Genomic DNA, 25,244 nt, shown 5'->3' with positions numbered 1-25,244 from the left:
CCGTCAGATTAACTACCGAGAGAGCAAAATCCCGAACCACAGAGAGCACAGAGTTTCACAGAGAAAATCCAAAGGCATGTCTTAGGTTTCCTCTGTGGAGCTCTGTGTCCTCCTCTGTGGTTCAAGGTTTAGCTTGTGCTATCAAGGCTAAGGAAAGGGTCTTGCTACTGTCCTACTTACTGCTAATCCGTGCCGCTGCAGCATCCAAGCCCTGCTTAGGGGTTTGGCGGCCTTGCGTTACGTTTTGCAATGCTGATTTTAATGAGGCCCAGAAGCGACCCATTTCCGGGATATTAGGCATAGGCTGGCCCGCTTTAGCCGATTCCATCGAAGCTTTAATCGCCGGATCAGATTTCAGCTCATTAAAGAAAGCTTTATTGGCGGGCACACCCAAAGGCACATCGGCATTAACCGTTTTAAGGCCTTGCACGGTGAGCATATGGTTTTCTAAAAACTCAACCGCCAGCTCTTTGTTCTTGGATGAGCGATTCAGCATGGCACCCAATACACCCACAAACGGCGCGCCAGGCTTGCCATTAATCGATGGGATAGGCGCCACGGCCCAGTTGATTTTGCTCTTTTTTAGATTATCCCAAGCCCAAGGGCCATTGATCATCATGGCGATTTTGCCCTGATTTACACCGGCTTCCATATCGGCATAAGTCGCGCTTTTTGGCATCACGCCGGTTTTAATCATTTTATTAATGGTCTCTAAGCCAGCAATCGCACCGGCATTGTTGACGCCCACATCTTTGGCATCGTAAGTGCCATCGCCCTTAGGCTTAAAGGCATAGGCACCACCGGCTGCCAGCAATGGCCAGCTAAAATAAGGCTCGCCGTAATCCCACAGAATGGCTTTTTTGCCCTGCGCGGCCAGTTTTTTATCCAGCGCCATCACATCATCAAAACTCTTAGGCGGCACAGGCACGAGGTCTTTGTTGTAAATCAGCGCCAGCGCTTCAATGGCGATTGGATAGCCCCATTGTTTACCATTTACGGTAAAGGCTTTCCATGCCAGCGGATCGATCTCGGCCTGCACTTTTTTAGATGGAGTAATTGGGCTAAGTAAGCCCGCTGTCATCCATTCACCCAAGCGATCATGCGGCCAGATCCAAATATCTGGGCCTTTGCCCGCAGCGGCCGCTTGCTGAAATTTAGAAGGTGCATCTTCGGGATGCTCCACCACCACCTCTACCCCAGTGGCCTTGGTAAACGCTGCACCCACCTGCTCGATGCCCTTATAACCCTTGTCACCATTCACCCAAATCACCAGCTTATCTGCAGCAAAAGCAGGCCCGGCAAAAGAAATCGCGACAGCTGCTGCGATGGTAGAAACTGCAAACTTGCCAAACTGGCGGCGTGTTGTATTCATAAACCCTCCAAAAAACCAAGCAAAGCCCTTGCCAGAGAAATACCCAGCGCAGGCAAAATAAAGCTGCAATTTTTAAAAAGCCAAATGATTATTCGGCCAGTGGGTGAAGACGGCGCATTGCGCTGCCATCTGCTTTAAACAAAAAACCGTGCTCCGGCTTAAAGTGCAGCACGCTGAGCTCGCCCGGTTTAGAGCTAAACAGCGCAGGCATACGGGCCACAAAGGTATCCCGCATACCGGGTACTTCTAAATACAACATCGATGCTTCGCCTAGTTGCTCCAGCGCCAGCGTCACACCGCTCAACGCATTACTGCCCGCTGCGGGTGAAATTTTTAAATGCTCAGGGCGCACGCCCAGTGTGACTTCGTCACCGATGTTTGCGCCTGCCGCATCCACCGTCACCGCAAGCTGGCTGCCATCTTCTAAGGCAACCGTCACGCCGCCTTCATCAATAACAGCAACCTTGGCGCTTAAAGTATTCATTTTTGGCGAGCCGATAAAGCCCGCTACAAACAGATTATCCGGCTGGTAGTACAGCTCGATCGGTGTACCAACCTGCTCCACTTGCCCGGCACGCAGCACCACAATCCGGTCGGCCAGCGTCATCGCTTCGGTCTGATCATGGGTGACATAAATCATGGTGCTACCCAGCTCGCGGTGCAAACGGGCGATTTCGATCCGCATTTGCACCCGCAGCGAGGCATCCAGATTAGACAGCGGCTCGTCAAACAAAAACACCTTAGGCTTTTGCACAATGGCGCGGCCAATCGCCACCCGTTGCCGCTGCCCGCCCGACATATCACGCGGCTTGCGGCGTAAAAGTGGCTCAATTTGCAAGACTTTAGCCACCCGCTCTACCAGCGGCGTGTACTCGGCTTTTTTCATGCCTGCCAGCTTTAGGCCAAAAGCGAGGTTTTCAAACACATCCATATGCGGGTACAGCGCGTAGCTCTGAAACACCATAGAAATGCCACGTTTTACCGGCGGCAACTCGTTCACACGCAGGCCATCGATACACATTTCGCCATCAGTAATGTCTTCCAAACCCGCAATAGTGCGCAGCAGGGTCGATTTACCGCAGCCCGATGGCCCAACAAACACGATAAATTCACCATCTTTGATTTCTAAATCGATGCCGTGCAGGGTGTATACCGAAGAAAACGCTTTTTTAATGCCTTTTAATGAAACAGTAGCCATACCTTACGCCTCTACGCGGGCAATCAACGCGCCCCAATGATCAAACTCAATCACGCCTGACTTAATACTTGCGCCACTCAGGCCCGCATCGGCCAGCAGCGTGAGCTTGTCTTTACACGGCAGCGATTGACGACTTTCAGATAAATTAAACACACACAACCAGCGCTCGCCATTCAGGCTGCGGCTAAAGGCCAGCAGCGGCTCAGGCGTATCCACAAACTGAATATCGCCCTGCCAAAGCACGGCTTGCGTCTTACGCCAGCTAATAAAATGGCGATAAAAGTTTAAGGTGGATTCAGGGTCATGCTCTTGCGTGCTGACGGCCAGCTGCTGGTGTGATTCAGGCACCGGTAACCAAGGTGCGCCCGTGCTAAAGCCTGCAGCCGCCACATCATGCTGCCAAGGCATCGGTGTGCGGCAGCCATCGCGGCCTTTAAATTCTGGCCACATGGCAATACCGTAAGGATCTTGCAATAGCTCGAACGGAATATCAGCCTCGGGCAGGCCCAGCTCGTCCCCCTGCCACAGGCAGGCCGAGCCTCTGAAACACAGCAGCATTGCCAGCATACTGCGCGAAAATCGTGGGTTCTGGCTGTTATTGCCCCAGCGGCTGAGCACGCGCATCACATCATGATTGCCGATCGACCAGCAGCCCCAGCCATCCCCAATGCGCTTTTCAAGGTCTTCAATTTGCTTGCGGATATACGCCGCGCTAAAGTCTTTAGTCAGCAAATTAAAGCTATACGCCATATTCAGCTTATCGCCGCCTGTGGTGTATTCCGCCATCACTTTCAGGCTATCGTCATCGCCTACTTCACCCACGCTCATTGCGCCGTATTCATCCAGCAGCAGACGTACGCGTTTTAGAAAGTCGATGTTTTCTGGCTGGGATTTATCATGCACATGCGCCTGAAAGCCGTAAGGATTATCCGGGCTAACCGTCTTAGTATCTTTACTTTTAGCGGGCGGATTATTACGCAGCTTGCGATCATGAAAATGGAAATTGCACGCATCAAAGCGAAAACCATCCACGCCACGCGCCAGCCAGAAACGAATCGCTTCTAAAATGGCGTCCTGCACGGCAGGGCAATGGAAATTTAAATCGGGCTGACTGCTTAAGAAATTATGCAAATAATACTGGCAACGGCGGGTATCCCAAGTCCAGGCCGGGCCACCAAACACAGATAACCAATTATTTGGCGCAGAGCCATCGGCCTTGGCATCGGCCCACACATACCAATCGGCTTTGTCGCCCGTGCGGCTTTGTCGGCTATCAGTAAACCAAGTGTTTTGATCTGAGGTGTGCGAGAGCACCTGATCGATCATCACTTTTAAGCCAAACTGATGCGCCTTGGCCAGCACGGCATCAAAATCGGCCAGCGTGCCAAACAGCGGATCAACCTGACAATAGTCGCTTACATCGTAGCCAAAATCTTTCATCGGCGATTTGAAAAACGGACTGATCCAGACCGCATCCACCCCCAGCGCGGCGATATAGGGCAATTTGCCGAGCAAGCCCTGCAAATCACCCACGCCATCGGCATTGGCATCTGCAAAGCTGCGTGGATAAACTTGATAGATGACAGCACCACGCCACCATTCACGATCGGTCTTGAGCATGACTCAATCCATTTAAAATTCTGGGCAAGGCCCGGAGGGGTTAAACACGCTAAAGCAGCCTAAATATCATCTAAACAACTTGGGCCAACTTAGCTCTTAGTTCATTTCCTGCCACAGCACACCCGTCATCCCAGAATGGTTTTATCTGGGATCCAGCAGAGTCACTGGATTCCCGGCAAAAGCACTCGGGAATGACGCTATGTGAGCTATTTCAGGAAGTTATTTCAAGACCGAGCATTTAGGCCTTGTCTAATATTAGACAGCGGTAAAAATCTATATTTTTAAATTGAAAAAACTCAAAGTAAATAGCCTGATTTATAAACGCTTTTCTCCGTGAAACTCCGTGTTCTCTGTGGCCTCCGTGTTTCAAGATTTGGGTTGTCTAATATCAGTTAAGACTGCAGCAGCTCAACTTACCACCATACTTCGGCCTGAGCGCCAAAGGTGAAGCCGCTTTTATCATTGCCAAACGAGCCATTGGCCGATAGCGGGTTGTTCACCGCTTTTAGGCCAGCCGCATCCTGCGCGGCTTGATCCCACTTGGCGTAAGTTGCAAAAAAGCGCAATTGCGGGCGGCTCCAGAAGCCTTTTTCTGGCTGCACCAAAAACGCTGCAGTGGTTTTTAAGAGATTACGTGCATCGCCCTCTTCTGGCTTAACACGGTCGTAACCCACTTCAATGGCCGCGCCAAGGTTATCGGTAAACATATAAGTCGGGCGCACGCCGAGCGACATCCAGGTCTGGCCCTTGCCTGTCGCAGCCGGATCAGTTTTTTGCCAGATGGCCGCCATCATGCCGGAGTAGCGGCTGTTTTCAGGTTGCCACATCAGCTGCTCAACCACGCGGTAGGCTTTATCGCCCGAATCGGCGTTTACATTTGGGTAGCCCGAAGCAAAGCTGGAGATATTGCCCTTGGCGTATTGCAGGGCGATCTTATTAAAGCCACCGAATACACCACTTTGAGTGTGCATTAGATTCAGCCCCAAGCCATCGGTGGCCTTGCCCTGATCTTTGTCGGCTTTATTGGCAAAGCGCAAATCAACGCCCACTGTCAGCTCACCATTGGGATTCACTTTAATGCCAGAGAGGCGGAAATCGTGGCCGGATACGCCGATCTTGCGATCCAGATTTTCGATACTGGTATCGGATGTGGTGACGGTATTCTGACGCCATGCGTAGGCAAATTTGGCGAACCCCACATCCACGTTTTCAATCCCAGCGCCGGGGCCGGAGTTGTCCCAGAAGTAAAAGTCATTGATATGCACATCTTGGCGAGCATAAAAACGCTTACCCGCCCACAGCTTGCTTTCCCCTAGGCCTACGCCTTCGGCCGTGACATACATTTCACGGAAAGCAAACTCGGCAGATTTGCCAGAATCACTTTCCCAATCCTGAAACTGCTTGGCAGCAATAGCCAGCCGCGATTCAATTCTAAAACGCGTGCCGGTTTCTTTTTTCTCAAACACATTACCGCCCACTGCAAACTCGGCATAAGTTTCGCACTCATTACCTAGGCGATACTTAGAGCCCGCACCATCAAGCTGAAAACAGGATTGCGATCCGCCACCCGTGGCATTCGAGCCTATGCCGCTGCGCGCATAGCCATGAAAATCGACCGGCATCGCGAACGCACTGGTCACCAAACCTAAGCCGCAAACAGCCAGCGCTAGCTGAGCCGGTGCAGAAATCTGATTTACTGATTTGAACTTCATCTCATCTCTTCCCTGAATAGGTACGGCTATGCCGCTAAAACGAATAAGCAACCTTGTAGTAAATCAATAAATCGCTACAAAACAGCAAATCATATTGCCAAGGCTGATCAAAAGCGCTTTCAATCCATTGTTTTATTTGTTTTAAACGGTTTGAAAGCGATAAAAACAACGCCAAACCTTATTTCCAAAGCGGTTTGGATTTGTTTTTTCGTAAGTTAATCCACGTCACTACATGATGTAAACTACATTGATAACCCTATTTACAATATTTAAACGTCATTAAAATGATTGTTTTTCATGCTTATTGCTAAGTAAAAAGACAATAAAAATGCCTGCTTCCTTACAAAGGAGGCAGGCACTCGACAAAACCGGGCTTATATTCAAAACCAACGACAAATAACGCGCAATTCACCAAAAAACCACATGCCTGTGGGGTGGGCACGATTTTGTGCCCACGCGATCATTTACAAGATATTAAACACCTGCAACACACCACCCGAATGGCCCCGCGTGGGCAAGATAAAACGCCTTGCCCACCCTACAAAAGATGCATTGCATGACTTTGCCACCCAAGATGGCTTTAAAATCATCGCCAGCAGGAATCCTTTGTTTTCTTAGTGTCCTGCCTTTTAGCTCGGTGAGCTCTGTGTCTACAGATCTTAGGTTTTAACAACAGCCGCCCAATTAAATCAAACAAGCCTGATCACTGGTGCCCGGCTGCAATAGGGTTGGCCAAAGCACTTGCAAGGACTCTGGGTCTTCCCCCCTCAGCCGCGCCAGCATCAGCGAAGCCAACGTAACGCCCGCTTCGCGTGGATCGGGCTGGCGGATGGCGGTAATGTTTTGCCCCATCGCCAGCTCTGGCGCTACGCCACCAAATACAATCAGCGAAATATCCGTGCCTGCCCTCAGCTCTGCTTGGCGCAATGCCGCCAGCACGCCCATCGCCGCTAGGTTATTATCCACAATCACCGCCGTAGGGCGCTGGCTAAGCTTTAGCAAGCGGTGCATCAGCGCCTCGCCCATTTGCGCAGTCAGCGCGCCTTCTTGCAATAAGCTGGATTCCACCGTCACCCCTGCTGCCTGCATCGCCGCTACAAAACCCTGCTTACGCTGCATGGCAAAATTAAGCGCTAAAGGAGCAGAAATCAGGGCGATGCGTTTGTGGCCCAAGGCCAGTAAGCGCTCAACTGCGGCGCGGGTGCCCGCATCATTGTCATAATCAAACCAGGGATAAGGCGTATCCATTTGCGAGCGGCCATGCGCTACAAAAGGGAAGTGACACGATTGCAAATAGCGCAATCGCTCATCAAATACGCAGGTACGCGCCACAATCAGCCCGTCAACCCTGTGCCCAGCGGTAATGCGCTGATAGGTTTGCAGCTCATTATGGGTATCTGCCGAAATCAGCATCAGATCGATACCTGCATCATTAAACTGATCAGTCATTCCGCCCACAATGGCGTGAAAAACCGGATCGTTTAAATCATTGGGTTGCAGCGGATAAATCATCCCCACGCAATCGGTGCGGCCCAGCGCCAGTTTTCTGGCGGTGCTATTGGGCTGATAACCATGCCGCTCTGCCGCTGCGGCCACTCGCAGCCGCGTTTTTTCGCTGACATCAGAAAAACCATTCAAAGCACGGCTCACCGTTGTGGGCGATAAATTCAGTAGCTGAGCCAATTCCCGCAAATTCATTATGTTTTCTGTAAGATTTTAAGCACTCAGCTTATACCATGCTGCTGCCTGATTACACCAGAATTCAAAGCGCTATAGATTATGACTAAGAGATTTAATCCATAGCCAGCCCACCCGCTCCACATCTGCCAGAATCGCCCCTCCTGTCATTGGGTAGTAGCTATCCTTCGCGCAAAGCGAGGGAGGTGGCGTCAACAAACTTGCGGCTTCTTGCTGCATGGCGTCATTGATCATCAGCCGGTATGGCAGATGATTCAGCGATACCTTTGGCCTCGATACGTTTGCCTGCCAGGCAAGCCGTGTCGTTGCGCCATTGGTTTAATTGCTTGCCCGGCATTGTGCTTTTGCATGTTACCCACTCTGTTCCTGTTCTACTTCTCGGCCATTGCCATCTATTTAGCCTGTGACTATTTCGTCAACGCCATTGAATGGTGTGCCCGGCATATGAAGCTGGGCGCGACTGCGGTGGGCTCGGTACTGGCGGCTTTTGGCACGGCACTTCCCGAAAGCGCGGCAACGGAGCTGCATTGGCTTTCTTTACGCAGGATTTGCGCTCTACTTAGGCTGGGCAATCTAAAACATGACAATACCCATCGATGCAGATGAACGCCGCATCGATGGGTAGAGAGAGATTAAAGCGAGATGTGTAAGTCAAAACGTGCGCCGTTAGAGAAAGCACAAGTACCTGCACCCAACTCTGCGCTGCTCATGCTGTAATCACACTTGGCATAGCCACCTTTATTACCTACGGCGTTTGCATTGCCTTTGGACGATCCCGGTGCACGGGTGGCTTCGCCAGCATAAGCTTCCTTGCCCGCGTTAAAAGCAAACTCGCCATGGCCTTTTTCCGGATTGCTGATTGTGCCGTTAATCCGGCCAATGGCCGCCGCGGCATCATTGGTAGGGTAAAGCCTTGCGGTATACACAGGGCGCGGCGCAACCACTTCTGCCATCGCAACAGGCATAGGCTGGCGCGGCGATGGGCCAGCACCTGCTGTAGCAGGCTGAATAGGTACCACATAACAAGCGGATAACATAGCAGCTACTGATGCCGCAACAAGCAGACCTTTCACTTTAAGCATAAAAATTCCTTTCTATTTTAACTAAGCAATCTTACTTTATTTGGCAGCAGTCTTTCAGCATGGTTTGGCGCTGTCAAGCTGGGTCAAACCAATAGGCTCACAAAACGGCAACACAATGTGTCATTAATAAATGGGTGCAACAACTTACATTTTTGAGAAAAACACAAGAGTGGCTTACCTCAGGCTACTCTGCCACCCTAGGCTTTATGCCCTTCTCAAGCCCGGCGCTCAAAGAAAATACAGTAGTTTATTCCTGACGAACTCCTTTCTTTTAAAAATTGAGGCCCAAATGTGCACTTGCCAGCCAAAAATAAAAGCATACAAAACAGCAATATTACCCATCGTTTGCCATACGCATAACAGCAACCATGAACCACCAAAGGCTTATCCCTGAATAAACGCTTCACTGGGCATCACGCTCTTTGCAATGACTAAAGCGCGATTAAACACCGCCATCCTTGCGCAAAGCAGCGCCTTGCTTGAGCAAACCTAGCCCGCTTGCTCAGTATAAAACCCTGCGGTTTCAACGAGCACCGCAACACGGCTAAGCGCTAAAGCTAAAATCCCTTTATCATCTGCCCTTCGGCGCTGTTGTAGCGCCGATGGCATTTATTAATGGGCAACTCAAAGAGCAATTCTTTCTATGCAAGGCCAATCGCAAACAAGATCGCTGCCGCAATTATTTTAAAATGCGAGGGGATATTTTGATGCGCAATGCCAGCTTGCACAGAAGTGATCGTCTTTAAAGATGCCCTAATCAGGATTACCCAATGAATCAAACGCATATCACCGAGTTCTTCGACCTGATCGCCGATGGCGGCCTGGAGCAAAACGACATTCTTGCAATGAGCGCCGAAGTGCTCAAAGCAGCCAACGACGCTGAAAGCTATCTGGCAAACGATAAAGAAAGCGCTTACCAAGCCCATTTTGCAATTCCACTCTGGGAATGGGTACTGATCGAGCAGCTTGAAGACGGCCTGCTCTTTCGCGCAAACAAAGCCGATGCACTCTACGCACAGATCGAAGAGGCTTTTGGCGAAGGCGAGCTAGAGCTAACCTCCGCAGCGCTCAAAGACCTCAGCAAGGCCGACGCTCTGCGCCTTATCCAGAAAGAGCTTGATCCTGCCTACACACTTGTCAACTTCAGCAAATCGCTGAATGACGATATGCAAGTACTACTGATGCGCAGCAACAAGCTGGATCGCTTTTTAGAACTATGCAAAACGCTAGAACTGGCTGCCGCACCAAGCTGCATCAACTAAGCTCGCAAAGCCATTTGCAGGCTCGGTTTATCTAAAACAAACCGAGCCCTGCTCATCAAAAAGTAAAAAACTCAAAAGCATCGCCCCAAACGCACCTGCCTATTCCGGCAAAAGCACTTCTTCTCTCGCCGACTCCCAAGCATGAATCGCGTGCTTACGCGTTTCTCCCCAGTAATAGCCCCCCAACTTACCGCTTTGCTGGATCACACGATGGCAGGGGATTAAAAATGCAACAGGATTTGAGCCAATAGCCGTACCCACCGCCCTCGCCGCATTAGGGCTACCAATCGCATTCGCCACTTGGGAATAACTCACCACGGTAGCTGGTGGAATCTGTAGCAAGGCTTTCCAAACACTGACCTGAAAATTTGTCCCCGCCACATGCAAAGAAATAGGCCGATCCGGTTTTTTTGCCCCGCCAAACATCCCATCTAAGACTTCAAGTGTGGCTTGCTGCTCTTCATGCACCACGGCATAAGGCCATTTTTTGCATAAATCAGCCAGATGCTCGTCCAGCGCCTCGCCCTGCAAGAAGGAAAACTTACAAATTCCTCGTGGCGTAATAGCAATAAATGCAGGACCAAATGGCGTGTTATGCACGGCATAGCCGATGGACAAACCCGCCCCTTCCTTTTTGTACTCTCCTGGCGTCACCGCCTCCAGATGCACAAAATGATCATAAAGGCGCGAGCCACTGCTTAAACCCAGCGTATCAGAGACCTCAAGCAGCGATTTGGATTCGCGCAATAATTGCTTGGCCCGCTCCAAAGTCAGCACTTGCAAAAACCGCTTTGGCGTTACCCCTGCCCAACGGCAAAATAAACGCTGAAAATGAAAAGGGCTTAAATGTAAGTGTGCTGCAATTTCATCCAAACTAGGCTGACTATGCACGCGAGTAGAAATAAAATAAATCGCTTTGGCAATGCGTTCATAGTCAGACATAAACATCTCCAGACGAAACAACTTAAGTACGATTAATCGAAAGCCCACCATCTACCAGTAGCGCCGAGCCGGTCGTAAAGCTAGATGCGTCAGAAGCAAGATAAAGCGCCGATTGCGCAATCTCATCGGGCAAAGCAAGCCGCTTCATAGCAAAAAGCCCCTGCACAAAAGCTAAGGCTTCTGGCGTGCTGGCAAAGGCACGGCCCATCGGGGTATCCGTGCCACCTGGCAAAAGCGCATTTACGCGTACGCCCTGAGCGCCGAATTCGGATGCCAGCGCTTGCGTCAAACCAATCAGCCCCGCCTTACTCGCCGCATAAGCCGCTAGCCCCGGGAAACCAACGGTATAACCCACAAATGAAGAAGTAAAAATCAAAGAACCGCCACCTCGCTTCAGCATGGCGGGGATTTGATGCTTAGCCCCAAGAAAAGCACTCGTCAGATTGGTGTCCGTCACCTCATGCCATACTGCAAGCGAGATATCAGGCGTCGCCTCCTCCTCCCCAATGATACCGGCATTATTAAACGCTACATCCAGCCCACCAAAATGGCCGACGGCTAATTCAACCAGCGCCTTAGCAAAAGCCTCATCCCGCACATCGCCAGCCAGTGCACGCGCCTGCCCACCCACCTGAGTAATCTCTTCAACCAGCTCATCCAACTTTGCCTGACGCCTTGCCGCAAGCACCACACTCGCGCCTTGGCTTGCGAATAACTTTGCGCTGGCGTAGCCAATACCCGAACTCGCCCCGGTAATCAGTGCAACTTTATTAGATAATGCAAGCATGATTTAAAACCTCTCTTTATTGGATCGCGTACCTACAAGCATTGTCTGAGCACGAATGCAGTGTGAAGGTTTAAACCCTAGGCAGCGACCCGAATCTTGCTCTGTTTAAAAGATTAAATGGCTGGATGACGGCCCCTGAAAAATGGCGCACAAAAATCCCCCAGCGCATTTTTAAATAGAATTTATTCAAAACGCTTGGGGGATTTAAAATGAAACGATAAGAAGTTGAATTACGGCAGATTTTAAGGTGATGAATTCACGAGTCACTAGCCCTTAGCAAAACGGCTTGTGAATCGCATTTCATTAGGAAAAATCTTTGCGGGCACACAGATGTGCCCGCCCTAGCGATACTATGCAGCAGCCTCTTGCTCAGCAGGCAGCAGTAAATTAATCATAATCGCCAATACACTCACCAAGCCCACGCCAGCTAAATTGAAATCACCGATCTTCAGCATTAAACCGCCAATCCCACACGTCAGCACCACCGAGACAATCACCAAATTACGCGGTGCCATCAGGTTTACTTTGGCATCGATCAGCGTTTTTAAGCCGATACTGGCAATCGTGCCAAAGAGCAGCACCATAATTCCGCCCATCACCGGCAAAGGAATCGATTGCAGCAAGGCATTAAATTTACCAAAGAAAGCCAAAATGACCGCCAGCACCGCCGCCCAAGTCATAATCACCGGATTAAAATTACGGGTGATCATCAGCGCGCCCGTGACTTCAGAATAAGTGGTAATCGGCGGGCCACCAATTAAGCCAGCAAAACACACACCAAAGCCATCCCCTGCCAGCGTGCGATGTAAGCCAGGTGTCTTGGTATAATCATCCCCTGTAACCTGCCCTACCGCCATTACCGCACCGATATGCTCGATGGTGGGTGCAATCGCAACCGGCAGCATAAACAATGCCGCAGCCCAATTCACTTCTGGTTTTACAAAGTGCGGCATAGCAAACCAAGGCGCAGCAGCAATGGCGGTAAAATCAATCACGCCCATAAAAGTCGCTGCTACATAGCCAACGACCACGCCAGATAAGATCGGCACGAGGCGCAGCATGCCACCGGCAAATACCGAAACAATAATCGTTGTGCCCAGAGAAATGGCGGCTAAAAACAAAGAGATATCATAAGCCACTAATTGCTTGCCACCGCCTTGCCCCATCGCCATACCGGAAGCGGCCACCGCCACAGAAAGGCCAATCACCATAATCACGGGGCCAATCACTACAGGCGGCAATAATTTATGAATAAAACCCATGCCGCGCCATTTAATCAGGCCCGCAATCACAAAATACATAAAGCCCGCCGCAAACAGACCAAACTGCGTGGCCGCTTGCCCCCATGTGTGCATGGCAAAAATAATCGGGCCGATAAAGGCAAAAGAAGAGCCAAGAAAAATAGGTACTTTACGCCCGGTAATCCACTGAAATACCAAAGTGCCGACGCCAGCGCCCAATAGCGCCATTGCAGGATTCAAACCCGTGAGCAAAGGCACTAAAACCAAAGCGCCAAACGCTACAAATAAAATCTGTGCCCCAGACACAAATTGCTTTAAAGCAAACCACATCCGCTTTTCTCCCCTAAGTATTTGATCAAACCTCCCCCAACAAGGCATGCCTTTGCTGCCAGTACGACGGCGAAAAGACATAACAATGCGGGAGAATCTTTGTGTAAGTGTTTTTGTATTAGATACAAAAATCCCCCTTCTTCGAGGGGGATGATTTAAAACTTAAAACTCGGATTACTTTGTTGTACCAAAAATCTTATCGCCCGCATCACCCAGGCCCGGAATAATATAGCCCTGCTCATTTAAATGGCTATCCAGCGAAGCGGTCACGATTTCTACATCTGGATGCGCATCGTTGACTAATTTCACACCCTCAGGCGCTGCCACCATTACAATCGCTTTAATATCCTTGCAACCATTACGCTTCAACATATCGATGGTAGCAACCAAAGAGCCACCTGTTGCCAGCATCGGATCAATAATCAGCGCAAGGCGATCTTCCAGATTACCTACAAATTTTTCAAAGTAAGGCTCTGGCTGAAGGGTTTCTTCATTACGCGCCAAACCCACCACGCTGATTTTGGCTGAGGGCACTAAATCCAGCACCCCATTGAGCATGCCAATCCCTGCACGCAAAATAGGCACGACGGTGAGCTTCTTCCCTTTGACTTGCTGCACTTCTACTGGGCCACACCATCCAGCAATCATGGTCGTCTCTAAAGGTAAATCACGCGTTGCTTCATAAGCCAATAAGCGCGCCAGCTCTTCTGTAAGCAAACGAAATTTATTAGTACTGACATTTTCTGCGCGCAATAGCGCCAGTTTATGTTGGACGAGTGGATGTTTTACGACGGTAATCTGCATGACGAAGCCCAAAAAAACTAAGATAAACATTTCAGTGTAGCGCTCCTTACATAAAAGCGCACCGGTGAAAATACTGCTTTTCCGAATCATGCCCGAAATTTTTCCGATTCGCTTTGCTATAAAACAAAATACAGCGGCGCAATGAGCACCCTCTAAACATAAAATAAACCGCATCTAATAAACACAAACCAGCCTAAAAAAAATCCAACTTAAATGGCTGACCCATCACCCGCATAGCAAAAGGAATAAAAAATGATTTCTTAAGTCATTTTTAACCGCAGCAAGGTGAATATGGCAAAGCCAATCCACCTGACAAGCCTTGGGGCAGAAACTCAAAGCAATACTTAACTCAGTAAAGCCACATCATAACGATGGCTTACTATGGGCAAACTTAAGATGTCCACACCACGCAAGCGTCATAAATGCATAAACTGCAATTAAAAGCAGAATAGATACACGCTAGCGGGTAGGTTCATTGCGACAAGGAGGCTTATTTTTTGTTAAACTCGCGCAGTTTAGCGCCTGACCAACTGTTTCGGATATATACATGACACTGCGTCGCATTGCCTTAGCCTTTGTACCTCTCTTTTTATCTGTCAGCGTTTATGCTGGGGATGCTGAAGATATTCAACAGCTGCTGAAATCCAAACAATTGCCACAGGCGCTTGATCGTGCGGATAAATTCTTAGCAAAATCGCCAAAAGATCCTTCCATTCGTTTTTTACGCGGGATTATTCTGACTGAAATGGGCAGAACAGAGGAAGGCATCAAGGCGTTTACCCAACTATCGGCAGACAATCCGCAGTTGCCTGAGCCTTACAATAATTTAGCCGTGCTTTACGCCCAGCAAAACCAGCTGGATAAAGCACGAGCCGCATTGCTCATGGCGATACAAACCAACCCGTCTTATGCAACCGCCCATGAAAATCTGGGTGACTTATACGCGCGCTTAGCCTCACAAGCATACGATAAAGCATTGCAATTAGATGGCAGCAGCCCGGCAGTACAAGGCAAGCTAAAAATGGTGGGCAGCCTGTTTGGCAACCCCGTTGCCGCAAAAACCAATACCGCCCCTGTAAAAACGGCGCAAGCCGCGCCGGGCACCAAATCCAGCACTATTGCAACGCCAGAGCCTAAGCCCGCTGCCACACCAAGCCCTACACCTGTAGCGATAGCTAAACCAACGGCAGCACCCGCGCCCGCTGCGAAGCCAAGTGCCGTACCAACGCCAGTACCAACGCCTAAGCCTGATGTGCGTGATGCAGAAAAGCAGCAAATTGCAAATGCAGTTGAAGGCTGGGCACAGGCCTGGAGTAAGCAAAATGTAAACGGCTATCTGGGCGCTTACAGCAATAGCTTCAAAACCCCTGGTGGACAAAAGTTTAGCGCTTGGAGTGAAGAGCGTCGCAAACGCATCAGCAGCCCTAAGTCAATCGACGTTAAAGTATCAGATATTAAAATTGATATCGGTGACGATGGCCAGGCCAAAGCACGGTTTCGTCAGTTTTACAAAGCTAGCCACTTATCAAGCACCACAGGTAAGACATTAATCCTGGAAAAATCGGGTAGCCGCTGGCTGATCCGAGAAGAGCGAGCGGGTTCATAATCACGTATGCGTAGTTTGTTTATCTGGGGCAAGCGTAGTGCTTGCCTGCTTGCTCTATTGATGCTTGCACCACCTGCCCGCCCTATTGTCTCCGATCCTGCCAAACCCCGCTTTTTGGAAGAAAAAGTGGGCATAGCAAGCAAAGGCTCGCCCGAACAAAGAATATTATCGGCCATTGATCACATCCGCAGCGGCAAGCTAGCCGACGCTCGCGCCACCGTAGATGCCCTACTCAAAGAACAACCCAATTACCGGCTGGCGCATTTATTATCAGGTGATCTTTACGCCATGCGCGCCATGCCGCTCAGCACCATCGGCGCAGGTGCAGGCAAAGTGCCTGCCGATCGACTAGATGACTTGCGTAAAGAAGCGCTGGCCCGTATTAACAACCGCCAGTCGCAAGCGTCACAAACGCGTTTTCCTTCCCATTTACTGGTTTTTGCACCTCAGCAGCCATACGCCATCCTCGTCGATGCGGAAGCGTCCCGTATTTACGTATTTAAAAATGTCGATGGTGTGCCCACTTATGTCACCGATCACTACGCAACCATTGGCAAGCTTGGCTCGGACAAATTCCGCGAAGGCGATCAGCGCACTCCCTTGGGTGTTTATTTTGTAAACAACCATTTATCAAGGCCCTACCTCGATAAAACCCGTGGCGCACAGGCCGATCTATACGGCGTAGGCGCATGGCCAATTTCATTCCCTAATGAAATTGATAAAAGCGAAGGCCGCACCGGCTCCGGCATCTGGCTGCATGGTGTGCCCGCCAATACCTATGCCCGCGCCCCTTGGGCATCCAACGGCTGCGTGGCGATGAGCAACGAAGAAATGCTGGATATCGCGCAGTATATTCAAGTAGGCCAAACGCCTGTGGTGATCGTTCCCAAGGCTGAGTGGGTTTCTAAAGTGGAATGGCAATCAAGACGGGATGCGGCGCTCAGCATGATGGATGGCTGGCGGGAAGACTGGGAATCACTCAAACCCCAGCCCTACCTCAGCCGCTACGCCAAACAATTTAAAAGTGATGATGGTCAGGATCTGGCACGCTGGAGCAGCCAGAAAACAGCCGTGAACGCAGGAAAAAGCTGGAGCAAAATTCGTCTGGATAATTTAAGTATTTACGCCAGCGGCGGCCCCTCCCCTCGCCTCACCACCAGCTTTAAGCAAGATTACCGCAGCAATAATTTAGATAACCAAATGAATAAACGTCAGTACTGGCAACAAGAAGACGGCATTTGGAAGATTATTTTTGAAGGCGCGGCAAACAGCTAATCAGACAACCAATGGGGAGCAAACGCCTGCTGCCCATTGCCCGCCCTGAACGCCTCATCGACCCCCAGCCCCGGCACGGCAGCAAGCGTACCATCCAGATACACCAGTGGTGCATTCAAACGCAGCCAGGGCGGCACAGCCGCTTCCTGATAAAGCTGCTTTAACGAGCGTCTTGGCCCATCTGCCCGCAAACGTAAGCTCTCCCCCCCCATGCGATTGCGTAGCTCCAGCCGCCCCAGCTGAAGGCGACTAAGCTCAATGCCAACAGCCGCCTCACGCCAAGCCAATACACCAGACGCTAGGCGCATCTCTGATTGCCAAGGCATCAGCACATCTGCAAACACAGCCTGCCTTGCCGCCGTAACATACAGCTTCTGCCGATAACGCCGAATAGCCCGATCACGCCACACCAGCGCAGGCTGCGCATCAATCGCTGCAAAGAGCGCAATCCGCATTAGTTCTTCAAAAGCACGGGCATCTAATTGCAGGCCCTGCTGTGTAAGCCAAAAACGCAGTGCATTCCGTAAGCGCAACAGAGACAGATCAACGCTTAAATCAAATACACCCTCTTTAACGCACAGTGCCAAATCGGCAGTTGCCAATTCTTGCAACAATTCATCCGCCTCGGCCGCATGCTCCGCCACTCGGGCCAAGGTAGCATTTGCACTGGGCCAAACGGCTCTTAAAGCAGGGAAGATTTCATTACGCAAGAAATTACGGTCGTAGCGGGAATCAAAATTACTTTCATCCTCCACCCACGCCAAACCTTGCTCTGCTGCGTAATCGGCAAGCTCAGCGCGCGAAATATCCAGCAAGGGCCGCAAAATACCCACCTGCTCATTTAAACGCCGATATTCAGGCATTGCCGCCAAACCGCGCAAACCACTGCCACGAAGCAGATTTAGCAGCACCGTTTCTGCCTGATCATCACGATGCTGAGCCAAAAGCAGCACATCACACGCTTGCCGGGCAAACACCTCGTAGCGCGCCGTCCGTGCCGCTCCTTCAACGCCTTGCTTCAGGTACGGCGCAAGCGAAACGCGCTCGACATTGCATTCCACACCGAGCAGCGCCGCGCTATCAACAGCAAATTGCGCCCATTCATCCGCATGAGCGGACAACCCATGATGCACATGAATCGCGTGCAGCATAAAAGGCCGGCGTTGCCTTAGGGCAGCCAGCAAATGCAATAACACCATGGAATCAAGACCGCCCGACAATCCCACGCACAGGGTGGAATGAGGCAAAAAGCGGGAGAGCTTTTGCTCTACCCGCTTTAGCAGCCTGTCAGACTTAAGCGATCGCAACGAGGGGAAGTCCGGTTTAAGACAGATTTCACGCATTTTAGAGGCGAATAACAAGTTATTTAACGAAAAAATACATGGAATATGGCCAAATCTGGCTTTCCCGCAGTAGATCAGTCTTAAGTCTGGCAGGCTGCTTTAAATCAGGAGATGGTTTCTTCCTTAAACTTGCCATAGCTCATCATTCGCTCGAAACGTGTATCGAGAAGCTCATCAATCGATTTAGATTGAAGGGTTTTTAAGGTATCACTCAGATTTTTTCTCATCGTAACCATCATCTGCTGATAATCACGATGCGCACCGCCCAAAGGCTCAGAAATCACCTTGTCGATGATGCCCAACGTTTTTAAGCGATTAGCAGTAATGCCCAGCGCTTCGGCCGCTTCAGGTGCTTTTTCTGCGGTTTTCCACAAAATAGACGCGCACCCTTCAGGAGTAATCACCGAGTAAGTCGCGTACTGCAACATCTGCACCACATCGCCAACTGCAATCGCCAAAGCCCCGCCTGAGCCGCCCTCGCCAATCACCGTGCAAATCACCGGTATCCGCAGCTTAGCCATCTCAAACAAATTACGGCCAATCGCCTCTGATTGCCCACGCTCTTCCGCCCCCACCCCAGGATAAGCGCCTGGCGTATCCACAAAGGTAATCAGCGGAATATTAAATTTTTCTGCCAGCTTCATCAGGCGCAAAGCCTTACGATAGCCTTCTGGGCGCGGCATACCAAAATTACGGTATTGCCGATCTTTGGTATCCCGGCCCTTTTGATGCCCGATCACCATCACCGACTGGCCGTTAAAACGGGCCAAGCCACCGATAATCGCCGCATCATCTGCATAGCTACGATCACCATGCAATTCTTCAAAATCGGTAAACAGCGCCTTAATATAATCCAAGGTGTAAGGGCGCTGCGGATGGCGGGCCACCTGTGAAATCTGCCATGTCCCTAATTTTGAATAAATCGATTTGGTTAACTCTTGGCTCTTTTTTTCGAGATGGCCAATCTCTACAGAAATATCAACGGCGGAATCGTCTTGAACGAAGCGCAATTCTTCGATCTTGTTCTCAAGCTCCGCGATGGGCTGCTCGAAATCGAGAAAGGTCGTTTTCATGCTGCTCTCCTGCTGCGCGCGACTAAAGCAACCTTAAAGCAGGCTGCCCGAAAAATTCGTGGATCATACAGCAAGCAGAGCGAGCACCCAAGATACTCACACTACCTAGCACCACTAAATTATCGTAAAAATTAAAAAATCAGCTTCGGAACACGATATCGGCCCGAATACCTGTCTTTTGCAAAGCCTTACGGCTCTTGATATTCAGCACCACAGGCGCTTGCGTATTGGCAGAAATATCCTTGCCCTCTTCAAACGGGCGAGAAAGCAAAAGCAACAAAACTGCGTCTTCTGCCTGCTCAAGCTCGATCAAAGCGCACTCTTCATCGCTAAGCGACACTTCATAAGATAAGCCCAAATGCTCTACCTGCACTAAACTAAAGCTTAAATCCGCATCATCAAGCGATTGCAACCAGCGCACACGCGGATTAGGCTGCTCTTCATGCAGCAATTTATAACGCGTGCAATCCTCAAAACCCGGCATCCCCCGCGGAAAAGTCAGCACGGTTTCCGGATCAATCTCAATCTCACCAAAACGCGTATTCAATGTTTGCATGATTTATGCCTAGGAAAAGTTAAAAAACAATAAAAACAAGATTCAAGCAAAAAAACCTAAGAATATATTTTGTAAGCTGGCGCAACTATAAGCCGCATCATACTTACACAGCCTTACCAAGCAACAAGCCACATATTATAGATTAAATTAATGCGTTATTTTTCTATTGCTCTTTGCAAGAAATAATATTGATAACTATCAAAATAGAATTGATCATACCAACCCAGCCTTCCTGCATTTTAAAGATGACCGCCCCACTTGCATTCCAATGGCATGTAAAAAATTTAACGTATTAAAACAGCGCTAACAATCAATGCCGCTATCGCCCTCCCAATCACCGTACATTGTTAACCCTATATAAATGGGTAAGCAAATGATTAATAAACATAATCATTCATATTCTTCATTAGACTTCGCAGCCACTTAAGCCATAAACAATCAAACGCTTGTCGCGAGAACAATATAAACCTTCATTTTTTCAGCAATTAAAGTATAAAATGAGCAATGTTCCAACAAATGAGCACGTCTTTTTCTGAGTGGAACATGGCCTTTATCCATAAAAAAGCCGTTTATTTGCAAGCCTGCCCACTCATCTTTTGAAAACTATCATCGCCGATTTAATCAATGGTGATCAAGGTTCTTTATGCTACGTATATTTATCGCAAGTTTATTAAGCGCTATCAGCCTGATGGCCCACGCTGATTTACTCGACACAATCAAGACGCGCGGCGTTTTAATTGTAGGCATTTTGCCTGACAACCCCCCTTTTGCAAGACGCAATGACAATCAAACCTTTTCTGGCTACGACATTGACTATGCATCACTGATCGCAAAAAAAATGGGCGTTACGCTTAAAGTGCAAGATTTAGATCCCGGCGAGCGAATCACAAGCTTAAAATCAGGCAAGGTTGATATCCTAGTTGCCGCGTTTACTAAAACACCTGAGCGAGAACGCGAAGTAAGCTGCAGCCTTGGTTATTTTGTTGCCGCGCAAAAAGCCTTAACACGCAAAGGCCGCTTTACCACATCTGAATCCCTTACAAATGCCCGCCTAGGTGCATCCAAAGGAACAACAGGCGAAAGCGTATCCCGCAAGCTTTACCCTAAGGCCAGCATGACGACCTTTGCCGATATCCCTGATGCTACACGCGCCCTCGAGCAAGGCAATATCGATGCGGTAATGAATGACGAGCCCACTTTGGCCGCAGCATTAAATAAAATGCCAAACAAATCACAATACGAAGTCTCAAATTACACCAACACCACCGAAATCCTGGCTGTCGCGACAAAATTAGGTGAAAAGCGGCTAATGAACCTCATTAACGAATCATTAGTCGAATCAGAACAAAACGGTGAAGCCGTACAAATCTTCAACCGCTGGTTTGGGCCGCACACAAACACCCCATTCCCACGCACCTTCCGCATTCAAAACTAAAGCAACGCTGATTAAATCGCCATCCCCGAATATTTTTTATCGGGGATGCGGTTAGCTATAAATAATGCATGAAGAGCCTGCCCCAATTGCTCGCTTTATATGAAAAGTACACTTAGCCATCTATGCCAGTCCATGGCCCCTGCAACTCACAGTAAGAATTTAGCCATAAGCTCGATAATCTCTGCATGGACACTCGCGCGCTTTGTGCCTTCTGGGGCATCACAAACCGCATCATCATGCTCTTCCTCCAAGAGACGTTTAGCTGCGGGTTTGCACTGAGCCAAAAAGGTGAAATGACTCGCCGGCGCAACAACCGCATAACGAGCACTGGACAAGCGCCCTAGCAGGTTTGAGCCATTAGGGCATCGACCGTTTTCCAACGATCTTTGTCCCCTAAGTTAATCAACAGAATCGGTCGCTTCATCGCTGCGGCGCTTTCATTACTTATGGCATAAGTCCAGCCGGGATCGATGGCAACAATCTTGCTGATGCGCTTATCGTAAACATCCGCAAGCTGAGCAAGATCCACGCCTCCCTTAGCCAAGAACGCACAATCCTGTGCCTGTTTGCCCATACGGGTGCAGTAGTCACGATACTTACTGTGATCGAAGCGAGTCCCCGCCAAACCCAGTGCCGTAGCCCCGCCCAATGAAAAACCGGCGACGCTAATATGCGCGGGGTCGATCAAGGCCGAAAAAGTCGAATCCACCAGCAAATAATCCAATGCGGCACTAGATCGGCAGCACGCTCATCCAGCAGCAATGACTGACGCGGGGATGAATCCCCCGACATACTGCCGGGGTGATTGACGGCCAGCACCAACACACCACGTTGCGCCAAAGCGCTAGCAAGCCAAGCCAATAAGCGCCGCCCTCCCTTAATCTGGATCACGCTGCAAGTCACGGCAATCAGACCTCTAGATATCCGGCTCGATGCTGTGCATCTACTCCCGCCAACGCTTGCAGGATGCTGCGTGCTCTTTGCTCCTCCAGCCATTGATCTTGTCGTGTCGGGTGCATTTTCACTCCACGGAATACTGCTATTGCATCGCCTACGTTTAGGCCTAGATGGGCTGCCGCTTGTGCCACTTCAAAACGAAGAATTGCCCAGCCGAATATGGAAAGCAGTGGCTTACGCACTTCTGCTCATGGCCGCAAGCGATCTTCTTATCGCCTTAGCTGCACACTATAAGGCACTCTGGATCAAACCATGGGTTATTAGCTCACTGTTTGGATTCGCTTTACTGAGCATAGGATTGCTAGGGATCGTGCCCAGAGTTGGGCACATTGAGCAGAGTACGGCGGGGCCAGCGATTGAAACAGCGGGTGCCGCAATAGAGTGCAGCGCCAGAGACGCCGGGTACATGGAAAAATTAGAACGACTCTTGGCACAGCACCCACTCTATCTTGAGCCAGGGCTTACTTTAGATCGCCTATCACGGCGACTAGGCATCCCATCCAAGCTCCTTTCTGCAGCCATTAACCACAGCAGTAATGAGAACGTGTCGCGCTATATCAACCGACACCGTATTCGTCATGCCTGCGAACGACTACAAGCAGGCGATAGCGTTGCGACCGCAATGCTTGCCAGTGGCTTCAACGCAAAATCTAACTTTAACCGCGAATTTAGGCGCATCACAGGCCAAGCGCCCAGCGAATGGCTTGCGCATGCCATGGATGAAACAGAGGGTTTAACTTTCGAAATGAAACCAACTTAAATCGGGCAGGCAAAAGGACAGAAAACTGGGGTCAGACCCTAACACCGTTCACTTAAGGCATTGGTTTTGCTTCCCCCTTAGAAAAAGGGGGATTGAGGGGGATTTGCATTGGGTTTTTTGCTTCTTTTAAGCCCAACATCAACTGCAAATCCCCCCAGCCCCCCTTTACAAAGGGGGAGCTCAAACAAAACCGCTTAAGTGAACGGCATTAGGGGTCAGACCCCAGTTTTTCCGTTCGGCTTTCCGTTTTTCCGGGCAAAAAGTGGCCATCAAAACGTTAGATACGCATGTAGCCTCTATATCGCCGCCGTCTTAGTTGTGCTTGTCATGGCGTGATCCTTTTTGAGGATCTTGCAAAAATGATTACATTAATATAGCAATTAAAATAATAATCGGAATGGGCACGCCAAGTATAAGAAGAAGGATTGAACGCATGGTTTTCTCCAGAAGGCTTACAGAAGTGGGCGCAAGATAGCGCGATCATGGTCACGAGCTCGCCCACCAAAGGTGGCCGAAAAGCTAGCGATAAATGCACCCAAGAGGAGTGCGACGAACATCCACAGGGCGGAATGCGCGGCGGCCTTGCGCGCCGTTTCGGCCATTGCCTTGCTCTTAGCTGTCGCCTCTGCAGATGCTTTGGCGGCACGCACATAGATTTCATCTACTCGACGCTCTGCATCGACTTGGCCAAGGCCAGAGCGCTTTGCAATCAATTGGCCCAGATAGGCGCGATCCTCAGAGCTGATCCCCCCTGACATCACGCCGCTCATCAGTAGAGCTCCAACCTCGGCGCGCAATGAATCAGGCACAGGCGCTGCGGCGTTTGAACGTAACATCACGCCCGCAAAGTATTCGCTTGAATAGAGTGATTGCCCCAGATCGGATCGGCCCATGCTTTGCGAATGGGTGGCGAGCGAGGGTGCGCTTACTCCGGCCTCAATAGCGCTACTCAAGACCGCACGTGCGCCGCCAGCGAGAACCGCGACGGTCACCAATGTTGCAAGTGCCCAAGCCAAGAGGCCATGTGCGGTATCACGAAAATGAACCTCATCGCGGTGTACACCGGCCCATTTCACACGCAAGCGACCTGCTATATACCCCCCGATGCCAGACGCCGCCAGTTGCATAAACATAAGCCAAGCGATCGTCGGCAAACCCATTGGGCTCGCACTATAGGAGTAAGGCGAGATGGATGACAAACCAAGACCAACACCTAAAATCAAGAGGATAAACGACAGCGCTGCGGCTACGGCGGCCCCTGCAAATACAGCCCCCCAAGCAACGCCAGAGGCCTGGCTATCGACCACAGTTGAATCGGCAAGGAGGCTATTTGGTGCGAGTGGCTGGGCGTCCATGATGCATCCTTTTTTTGACTATTTTATATACTAGGAAATCGTTCTAAATGGATCGATATCTAACAGCGAGGCAGCCGCACTACTTGCTCGGCCTCGGCCACGTCACTTGCCGATCCATCCTCGTTTCTAACTGTTTTTTGATTTAGATTACGGCCCCAAACAAGACCGCCCACATGACGTGGGCGATTTGCTTTAGTTACGATTCAGATATGAACCGGGCTCTGTTCCATAGTAAGCATGGATGCTCTGCTCCCATGTGGCATCAGCCATGTTCGGCCAATTGTCCTTGTCGAAACCTGGGGCTTTATCGAGTCGATCTTTATTCACGTTCAGAACAAAACGCTTGTTTACTGGATCGAGTTCCAGCGCACTCCATGGCACAGCAAAGAACTTCGTGCCCATGCCAAGAAGTCCGCCAAAAGACAGAACTGCATAGGCAATGCGACCGGAAGCCACATCAAGCATAATCTCTTTGATCTGCCCTAGATCCTCGTCTTGCTGATTGTATACATTGTTATCCACAAGAGTGTTAGCCCCCATAAGCGCAGGTCCGGGACCAGCGTTAGTGCCACTTTTGTCCTTGTACATGCCATAGACATCACGGTCTGTGTAATTCATGTTTATCTCCAGTCAAGAGTTCAATTCCTAATGTGACATCGGTATCGCGCAGTGCGATGGTGCCAATATCAAGTTAAGCCAACAGTAAACTGGGGTCTGTGCGGTGCCGCACTTAGAGTACGACTTGATGAAGGGGGCGCGTGCATATTGAAATGCAATCGGAACAAAAACCACGGCAAGTGCTATGGGCGAAATTGCCGCGTGTGATCACATCGCTC

The 25,244-nt window shown here is 50.1% G+C and carries 25 protein-coding genes and 1 riboswitch; of the genes, 6 read left to right on the top strand and 19 right to left on the bottom strand.

Annotation, left to right across the window (positions count from 1 at the left end):
• Positions 1 to 172: 172 nt before the first annotated feature.
• From malE to ACFQNF_RS15170, 5 genes are all read right to left on the bottom strand, one after another.
• Positions 173 to 1,372 carry a maltose/maltodextrin ABC transporter substrate-binding protein MalE gene (gene malE / locus ACFQNF_RS15190; protein WP_380188772.1) on the bottom strand — a complete coding sequence of 400 codons (1,200 nt, stop codon included), beginning with the start codon at positions 1,370 to 1,372 and terminating at the stop codon, positions 173 to 175.
• Between the two features lie 88 nt (positions 1,373 to 1,460).
• Positions 1,461 to 2,570: an ABC transporter ATP-binding protein gene (locus ACFQNF_RS15185; RefSeq protein ID WP_380188771.1), complete on the bottom strand. Its 1,110-nt coding sequence runs from the start codon at positions 2,568 to 2,570 to the stop codon at positions 1,461 to 1,463.
• A gap of 3 nt (positions 2,571 to 2,573) precedes the next feature.
• Complete coding sequence (locus ACFQNF_RS15180) at positions 2,574 to 4,190, bottom strand: alpha-glucosidase (protein ID WP_380188770.1); 1,617 nt, start codon at positions 4,188 to 4,190, stop codon at positions 2,574 to 2,576.
• A gap of 413 nt (positions 4,191 to 4,603) precedes the next feature.
• Complete coding sequence (locus ACFQNF_RS15175; protein ID WP_380188769.1) at positions 4,604 to 5,902, bottom strand: maltoporin; 1,299 nt, start codon at positions 5,900 to 5,902, stop codon at positions 4,604 to 4,606.
• A 684-nt stretch (positions 5,903 to 6,586) separates the two neighbouring features.
• Positions 6,587 to 7,600 carry a substrate-binding domain-containing protein gene (locus ACFQNF_RS15170; RefSeq protein WP_380188768.1) on the bottom strand — a complete coding sequence of 338 codons (1,014 nt, stop codon included), beginning with the start codon at positions 7,598 to 7,600 and terminating at the stop codon, positions 6,587 to 6,589.
• A 139-nt stretch (positions 7,601 to 7,739) separates the two neighbouring features.
• Positions 7,740 to 7,856: riboswitch (yybP-ykoY riboswitch) on the top strand.
• A gap of 92 nt (positions 7,857 to 7,948) precedes the next feature.
• On the opposite strand from ACFQNF_RS15170, the gene ACFQNF_RS15165 reads away from it, so the two are divergent.
• The gene (locus ACFQNF_RS15165) at positions 7,949 to 8,206 is read left to right on the top strand and encodes a hypothetical protein (protein ID WP_380188767.1); all 258 of its coding nucleotides are present in this window, start codon (positions 7,949 to 7,951) and stop codon (positions 8,204 to 8,206) included.
• A 26-nt stretch (positions 8,207 to 8,232) separates the two neighbouring features.
• Here the strand turns inward: ACFQNF_RS15165 and ACFQNF_RS15160 are convergent, their stop codons facing one another.
• Positions 8,233 to 8,682 (bottom strand): hypothetical protein, encoded by a 450-nt coding sequence (locus ACFQNF_RS15160; RefSeq protein WP_380188766.1) that lies wholly within the window; start codon positions 8,680 to 8,682, stop codon positions 8,233 to 8,235.
• A gap of 770 nt (positions 8,683 to 9,452) precedes the next feature.
• On the opposite strand from ACFQNF_RS15160, the gene ACFQNF_RS15155 reads away from it, so the two are divergent.
• Positions 9,453 to 9,944 carry a hypothetical protein gene (locus tag ACFQNF_RS15155; RefSeq protein WP_380188765.1) on the top strand — a complete coding sequence of 164 codons (492 nt, stop codon included), beginning with the start codon at positions 9,453 to 9,455 and terminating at the stop codon, positions 9,942 to 9,944.
• Positions 9,945 to 10,043: 99 nt separating this feature from the next.
• Here the strand turns inward: ACFQNF_RS15155 and ACFQNF_RS15150 are convergent, their stop codons facing one another.
• From ACFQNF_RS15150 to ACFQNF_RS15130, 5 genes are all read right to left on the bottom strand, one after another.
• Complete coding sequence (locus ACFQNF_RS15150; RefSeq protein ID WP_380188764.1) at positions 10,044 to 10,886, bottom strand: bifunctional transcriptional activator/DNA repair enzyme AdaA; 843 nt, start codon at positions 10,884 to 10,886, stop codon at positions 10,044 to 10,046.
• A 22-nt stretch (positions 10,887 to 10,908) separates the two neighbouring features.
• The gene (locus ACFQNF_RS15145) at positions 10,909 to 11,673 is read right to left on the bottom strand and encodes an SDR family oxidoreductase (RefSeq protein WP_380188763.1); all 765 of its coding nucleotides are present in this window, start codon (positions 11,671 to 11,673) and stop codon (positions 10,909 to 10,911) included.
• 350 nt (positions 11,674 to 12,023) lie between these two features.
• Positions 12,024 to 13,244 (bottom strand): uracil-xanthine permease family protein, encoded by a 1,221-nt coding sequence (locus ACFQNF_RS15140; protein WP_380188762.1) that lies wholly within the window; start codon positions 13,242 to 13,244, stop codon positions 12,024 to 12,026.
• 174 nt (positions 13,245 to 13,418) lie between these two features.
• Positions 13,419 to 14,048 (bottom strand): uracil phosphoribosyltransferase, encoded by a 630-nt coding sequence (upp, locus tag ACFQNF_RS15135; RefSeq protein ID WP_380188959.1) that lies wholly within the window; start codon positions 14,046 to 14,048, stop codon positions 13,419 to 13,421.
• Positions 14,049 to 14,411: 363 nt separating this feature from the next.
• Complete coding sequence (locus ACFQNF_RS15130) at positions 14,412 to 14,495, bottom strand: DMT family protein (RefSeq protein WP_380188958.1); 84 nt, start codon at positions 14,493 to 14,495, stop codon at positions 14,412 to 14,414.
• 100 nt (positions 14,496 to 14,595) lie between these two features.
• On the opposite strand from ACFQNF_RS15130, the gene ACFQNF_RS15125 reads away from it, so the two are divergent.
• On the top strand, positions 14,596 to 15,654 hold the full coding sequence (locus tag ACFQNF_RS15125) for a L,D-transpeptidase Cds6 family protein (RefSeq protein ID WP_380188761.1): 1,059 nt from the start codon (positions 14,596 to 14,598) through the stop codon (positions 15,652 to 15,654).
• 6 nt (positions 15,655 to 15,660) lie between these two features.
• Complete coding sequence (locus tag ACFQNF_RS15120) at positions 15,661 to 16,929, top strand: L,D-transpeptidase family protein (RefSeq protein WP_380188760.1); 1,269 nt, start codon at positions 15,661 to 15,663, stop codon at positions 16,927 to 16,929.
• Here ACFQNF_RS15120 and tilS read toward each other — a convergent pair.
• From tilS to fliW, 3 genes are all read right to left on the bottom strand, one after another.
• On the bottom strand, positions 16,926 to 18,236 hold the full coding sequence (tilS, locus tag ACFQNF_RS15115) for a tRNA lysidine(34) synthetase TilS (RefSeq protein WP_380188759.1): 1,311 nt from the start codon (positions 18,234 to 18,236) through the stop codon (positions 16,926 to 16,928). The genes ACFQNF_RS15120 and tilS overlap by 4 nt on opposite strands.
• Before the next feature lie 140 nt (positions 18,237 to 18,376).
• Positions 18,377 to 19,345 carry an acetyl-CoA carboxylase carboxyltransferase subunit alpha gene (locus ACFQNF_RS15110; protein ID WP_380188758.1) on the bottom strand — a complete coding sequence of 323 codons (969 nt, stop codon included), beginning with the start codon at positions 19,343 to 19,345 and terminating at the stop codon, positions 18,377 to 18,379.
• A 139-nt stretch (positions 19,346 to 19,484) separates the two neighbouring features.
• Positions 19,485 to 19,901 (bottom strand): flagellar assembly protein FliW, encoded by a 417-nt coding sequence (gene fliW, locus ACFQNF_RS15105; RefSeq protein ID WP_380188757.1) that lies wholly within the window; start codon positions 19,899 to 19,901, stop codon positions 19,485 to 19,487.
• A gap of 643 nt (positions 19,902 to 20,544) precedes the next feature.
• On the opposite strand from fliW, the gene ACFQNF_RS15100 reads away from it, so the two are divergent.
• Complete coding sequence (locus ACFQNF_RS15100; RefSeq protein ID WP_380188756.1) at positions 20,545 to 21,336, top strand: transporter substrate-binding domain-containing protein; 792 nt, start codon at positions 20,545 to 20,547, stop codon at positions 21,334 to 21,336.
• A 340-nt stretch (positions 21,337 to 21,676) separates the two neighbouring features.
• Here ACFQNF_RS15100 and ACFQNF_RS15095 read toward each other — a convergent pair whose 3' ends face one another.
• Genes ACFQNF_RS15095 through ACFQNF_RS15085 form a run of 3 tightly spaced genes read right to left on the bottom strand, consistent with a single transcriptional unit; the run spans position 21,677 to position 22,475 of the window.
• The gene (locus tag ACFQNF_RS15095; protein ID WP_380188755.1) at positions 21,677 to 22,045 is read right to left on the bottom strand and encodes an alpha/beta hydrolase; all 369 of its coding nucleotides are present in this window, start codon (positions 22,043 to 22,045) and stop codon (positions 21,677 to 21,679) included.
• Positions 22,021 to 22,227 (bottom strand): hypothetical protein, encoded by a 207-nt coding sequence (locus tag ACFQNF_RS15090; protein WP_380188754.1) that lies wholly within the window; start codon positions 22,225 to 22,227, stop codon positions 22,021 to 22,023. Before ACFQNF_RS15090 ends, ACFQNF_RS15095 begins: the two co-directional genes overlap by 25 nt.
• A 17-nt stretch (positions 22,228 to 22,244) precedes the next feature.
• The gene (locus ACFQNF_RS15085; RefSeq protein ID WP_380188753.1) at positions 22,245 to 22,475 is read right to left on the bottom strand and encodes a hypothetical protein; all 231 of its coding nucleotides are present in this window, start codon (positions 22,473 to 22,475) and stop codon (positions 22,245 to 22,247) included.
• A gap of 224 nt (positions 22,476 to 22,699) precedes the next feature.
• On the opposite strand from ACFQNF_RS15085, the gene ACFQNF_RS15080 reads away from it, so the two are divergent.
• Complete coding sequence (locus ACFQNF_RS15080; RefSeq protein WP_380188752.1) at positions 22,700 to 23,053, top strand: helix-turn-helix domain-containing protein; 354 nt, start codon at positions 22,700 to 22,702, stop codon at positions 23,051 to 23,053.
• Positions 23,054 to 23,505: 452 nt separating this feature from the next.
• Here the strand turns inward: ACFQNF_RS15080 and ACFQNF_RS15075 are convergent, their stop codons facing one another.
• Together ACFQNF_RS15075 and ACFQNF_RS15070 are read right to left on the bottom strand one after the other, a co-directional pair.
• Complete coding sequence (locus ACFQNF_RS15075; RefSeq protein ID WP_380188751.1) at positions 23,506 to 24,408, bottom strand: hypothetical protein; 903 nt, start codon at positions 24,406 to 24,408, stop codon at positions 23,506 to 23,508.
• Positions 24,409 to 24,600: 192 nt separating this feature from the next.
• Entirely contained in the window at positions 24,601 to 25,026 is a 426-nt protein-coding gene (locus tag ACFQNF_RS15070) for a PRC-barrel domain-containing protein (RefSeq protein ID WP_380188750.1), read from the bottom strand.
• Positions 25,027 to 25,244: the final 218 nt, after the last annotated feature.

This window comes from Iodobacter arcticus (assembly GCF_042664895.1).
Classification (GTDB): domain Bacteria; phylum Pseudomonadota; class Gammaproteobacteria; order Burkholderiales; family Chitinibacteraceae; genus Iodobacter; species Iodobacter arcticus.
Note: the sequence above shows the minus strand (reverse complement) of the source record. Positions and strands in the feature narration are given on the sequence as shown.

Bases quoted from the DNA above. Each gene is read 5' to 3' on its own strand.
- malE (WP_380188772.1), bottom strand. From the start codon at position 1,372: ATGAATACAACACGCCGCCAGTTTGGCAAGTTTGCAGTTTCTACCATC.
- ACFQNF_RS15185 (WP_380188771.1), bottom strand. From the start codon at position 2,570: ATGGCTACTGTTTCATTAAAAGGCATTAAAAAAGCGTTTTCTTCGGTA.
- ACFQNF_RS15180 (WP_380188770.1), bottom strand. From the start codon at position 4,190: ATGCTCAAGACCGATCGTGAATGGTGGCGTGGTGCTGTCATCTATCAA.
- ACFQNF_RS15175 (WP_380188769.1), bottom strand. From the start codon at position 5,902: ATGAAGTTCAAATCAGTAAATCAGATTTCTGCACCGGCTCAGCTAGCG.
- ACFQNF_RS15170 (WP_380188768.1), bottom strand. From the start codon at position 7,600: ATGAATTTGCGGGAATTGGCTCAGCTACTGAATTTATCGCCCACAACG.
- ACFQNF_RS15165 (WP_380188767.1), top strand. From the start codon at position 7,949: ATGTTACCCACTCTGTTCCTGTTCTACTTCTCGGCCATTGCCATCTAT.
- ACFQNF_RS15160 (WP_380188766.1), bottom strand. From the start codon at position 8,682: ATGCTTAAAGTGAAAGGTCTGCTTGTTGCGGCATCAGTAGCTGCTATG.
- ACFQNF_RS15155 (WP_380188765.1), top strand. From the start codon at position 9,453: ATGAATCAAACGCATATCACCGAGTTCTTCGACCTGATCGCCGATGGC.
- ACFQNF_RS15150 (WP_380188764.1), bottom strand. From the start codon at position 10,886: ATGTCTGACTATGAACGCATTGCCAAAGCGATTTATTTTATTTCTACT.
- ACFQNF_RS15145 (WP_380188763.1), bottom strand. From the start codon at position 11,673: ATGCTTGCATTATCTAATAAAGTTGCACTGATTACCGGGGCGAGTTCG.
- ACFQNF_RS15140 (WP_380188762.1), bottom strand. From the start codon at position 13,244: ATGTGGTTTGCTTTAAAGCAATTTGTGTCTGGGGCACAGATTTTATTT.
- upp (WP_380188959.1), bottom strand. From the start codon at position 14,048: ATGCAGATTACCGTCGTAAAACATCCACTCGTCCAACATAAACTGGCG.
- ACFQNF_RS15125 (WP_380188761.1), top strand. From the start codon at position 14,596: ATGACACTGCGTCGCATTGCCTTAGCCTTTGTACCTCTCTTTTTATCT.
- ACFQNF_RS15120 (WP_380188760.1), top strand. From the start codon at position 15,661: ATGCGTAGTTTGTTTATCTGGGGCAAGCGTAGTGCTTGCCTGCTTGCT.
- ACFQNF_RS15110 (WP_380188758.1), bottom strand. From the start codon at position 19,345: ATGAAAACGACCTTTCTCGATTTCGAGCAGCCCATCGCGGAGCTTGAG.
- fliW (WP_380188757.1), bottom strand. From the start codon at position 19,901: ATGCAAACATTGAATACGCGTTTTGGTGAGATTGAGATTGATCCGGAA.
- ACFQNF_RS15100 (WP_380188756.1), top strand. From the start codon at position 20,545: ATGCTACGTATATTTATCGCAAGTTTATTAAGCGCTATCAGCCTGATG.
- ACFQNF_RS15080 (WP_380188752.1), top strand. From the start codon at position 22,700: ATGGAAAAATTAGAACGACTCTTGGCACAGCACCCACTCTATCTTGAG.
- ACFQNF_RS15075 (WP_380188751.1), bottom strand. From the start codon at position 24,408: ATGGACGCCCAGCCACTCGCACCAAATAGCCTCCTTGCCGATTCAACT.
- ACFQNF_RS15070 (WP_380188750.1), bottom strand. From the start codon at position 25,026: ATGAATTACACAGACCGTGATGTCTATGGCATGTACAAGGACAAAAGT.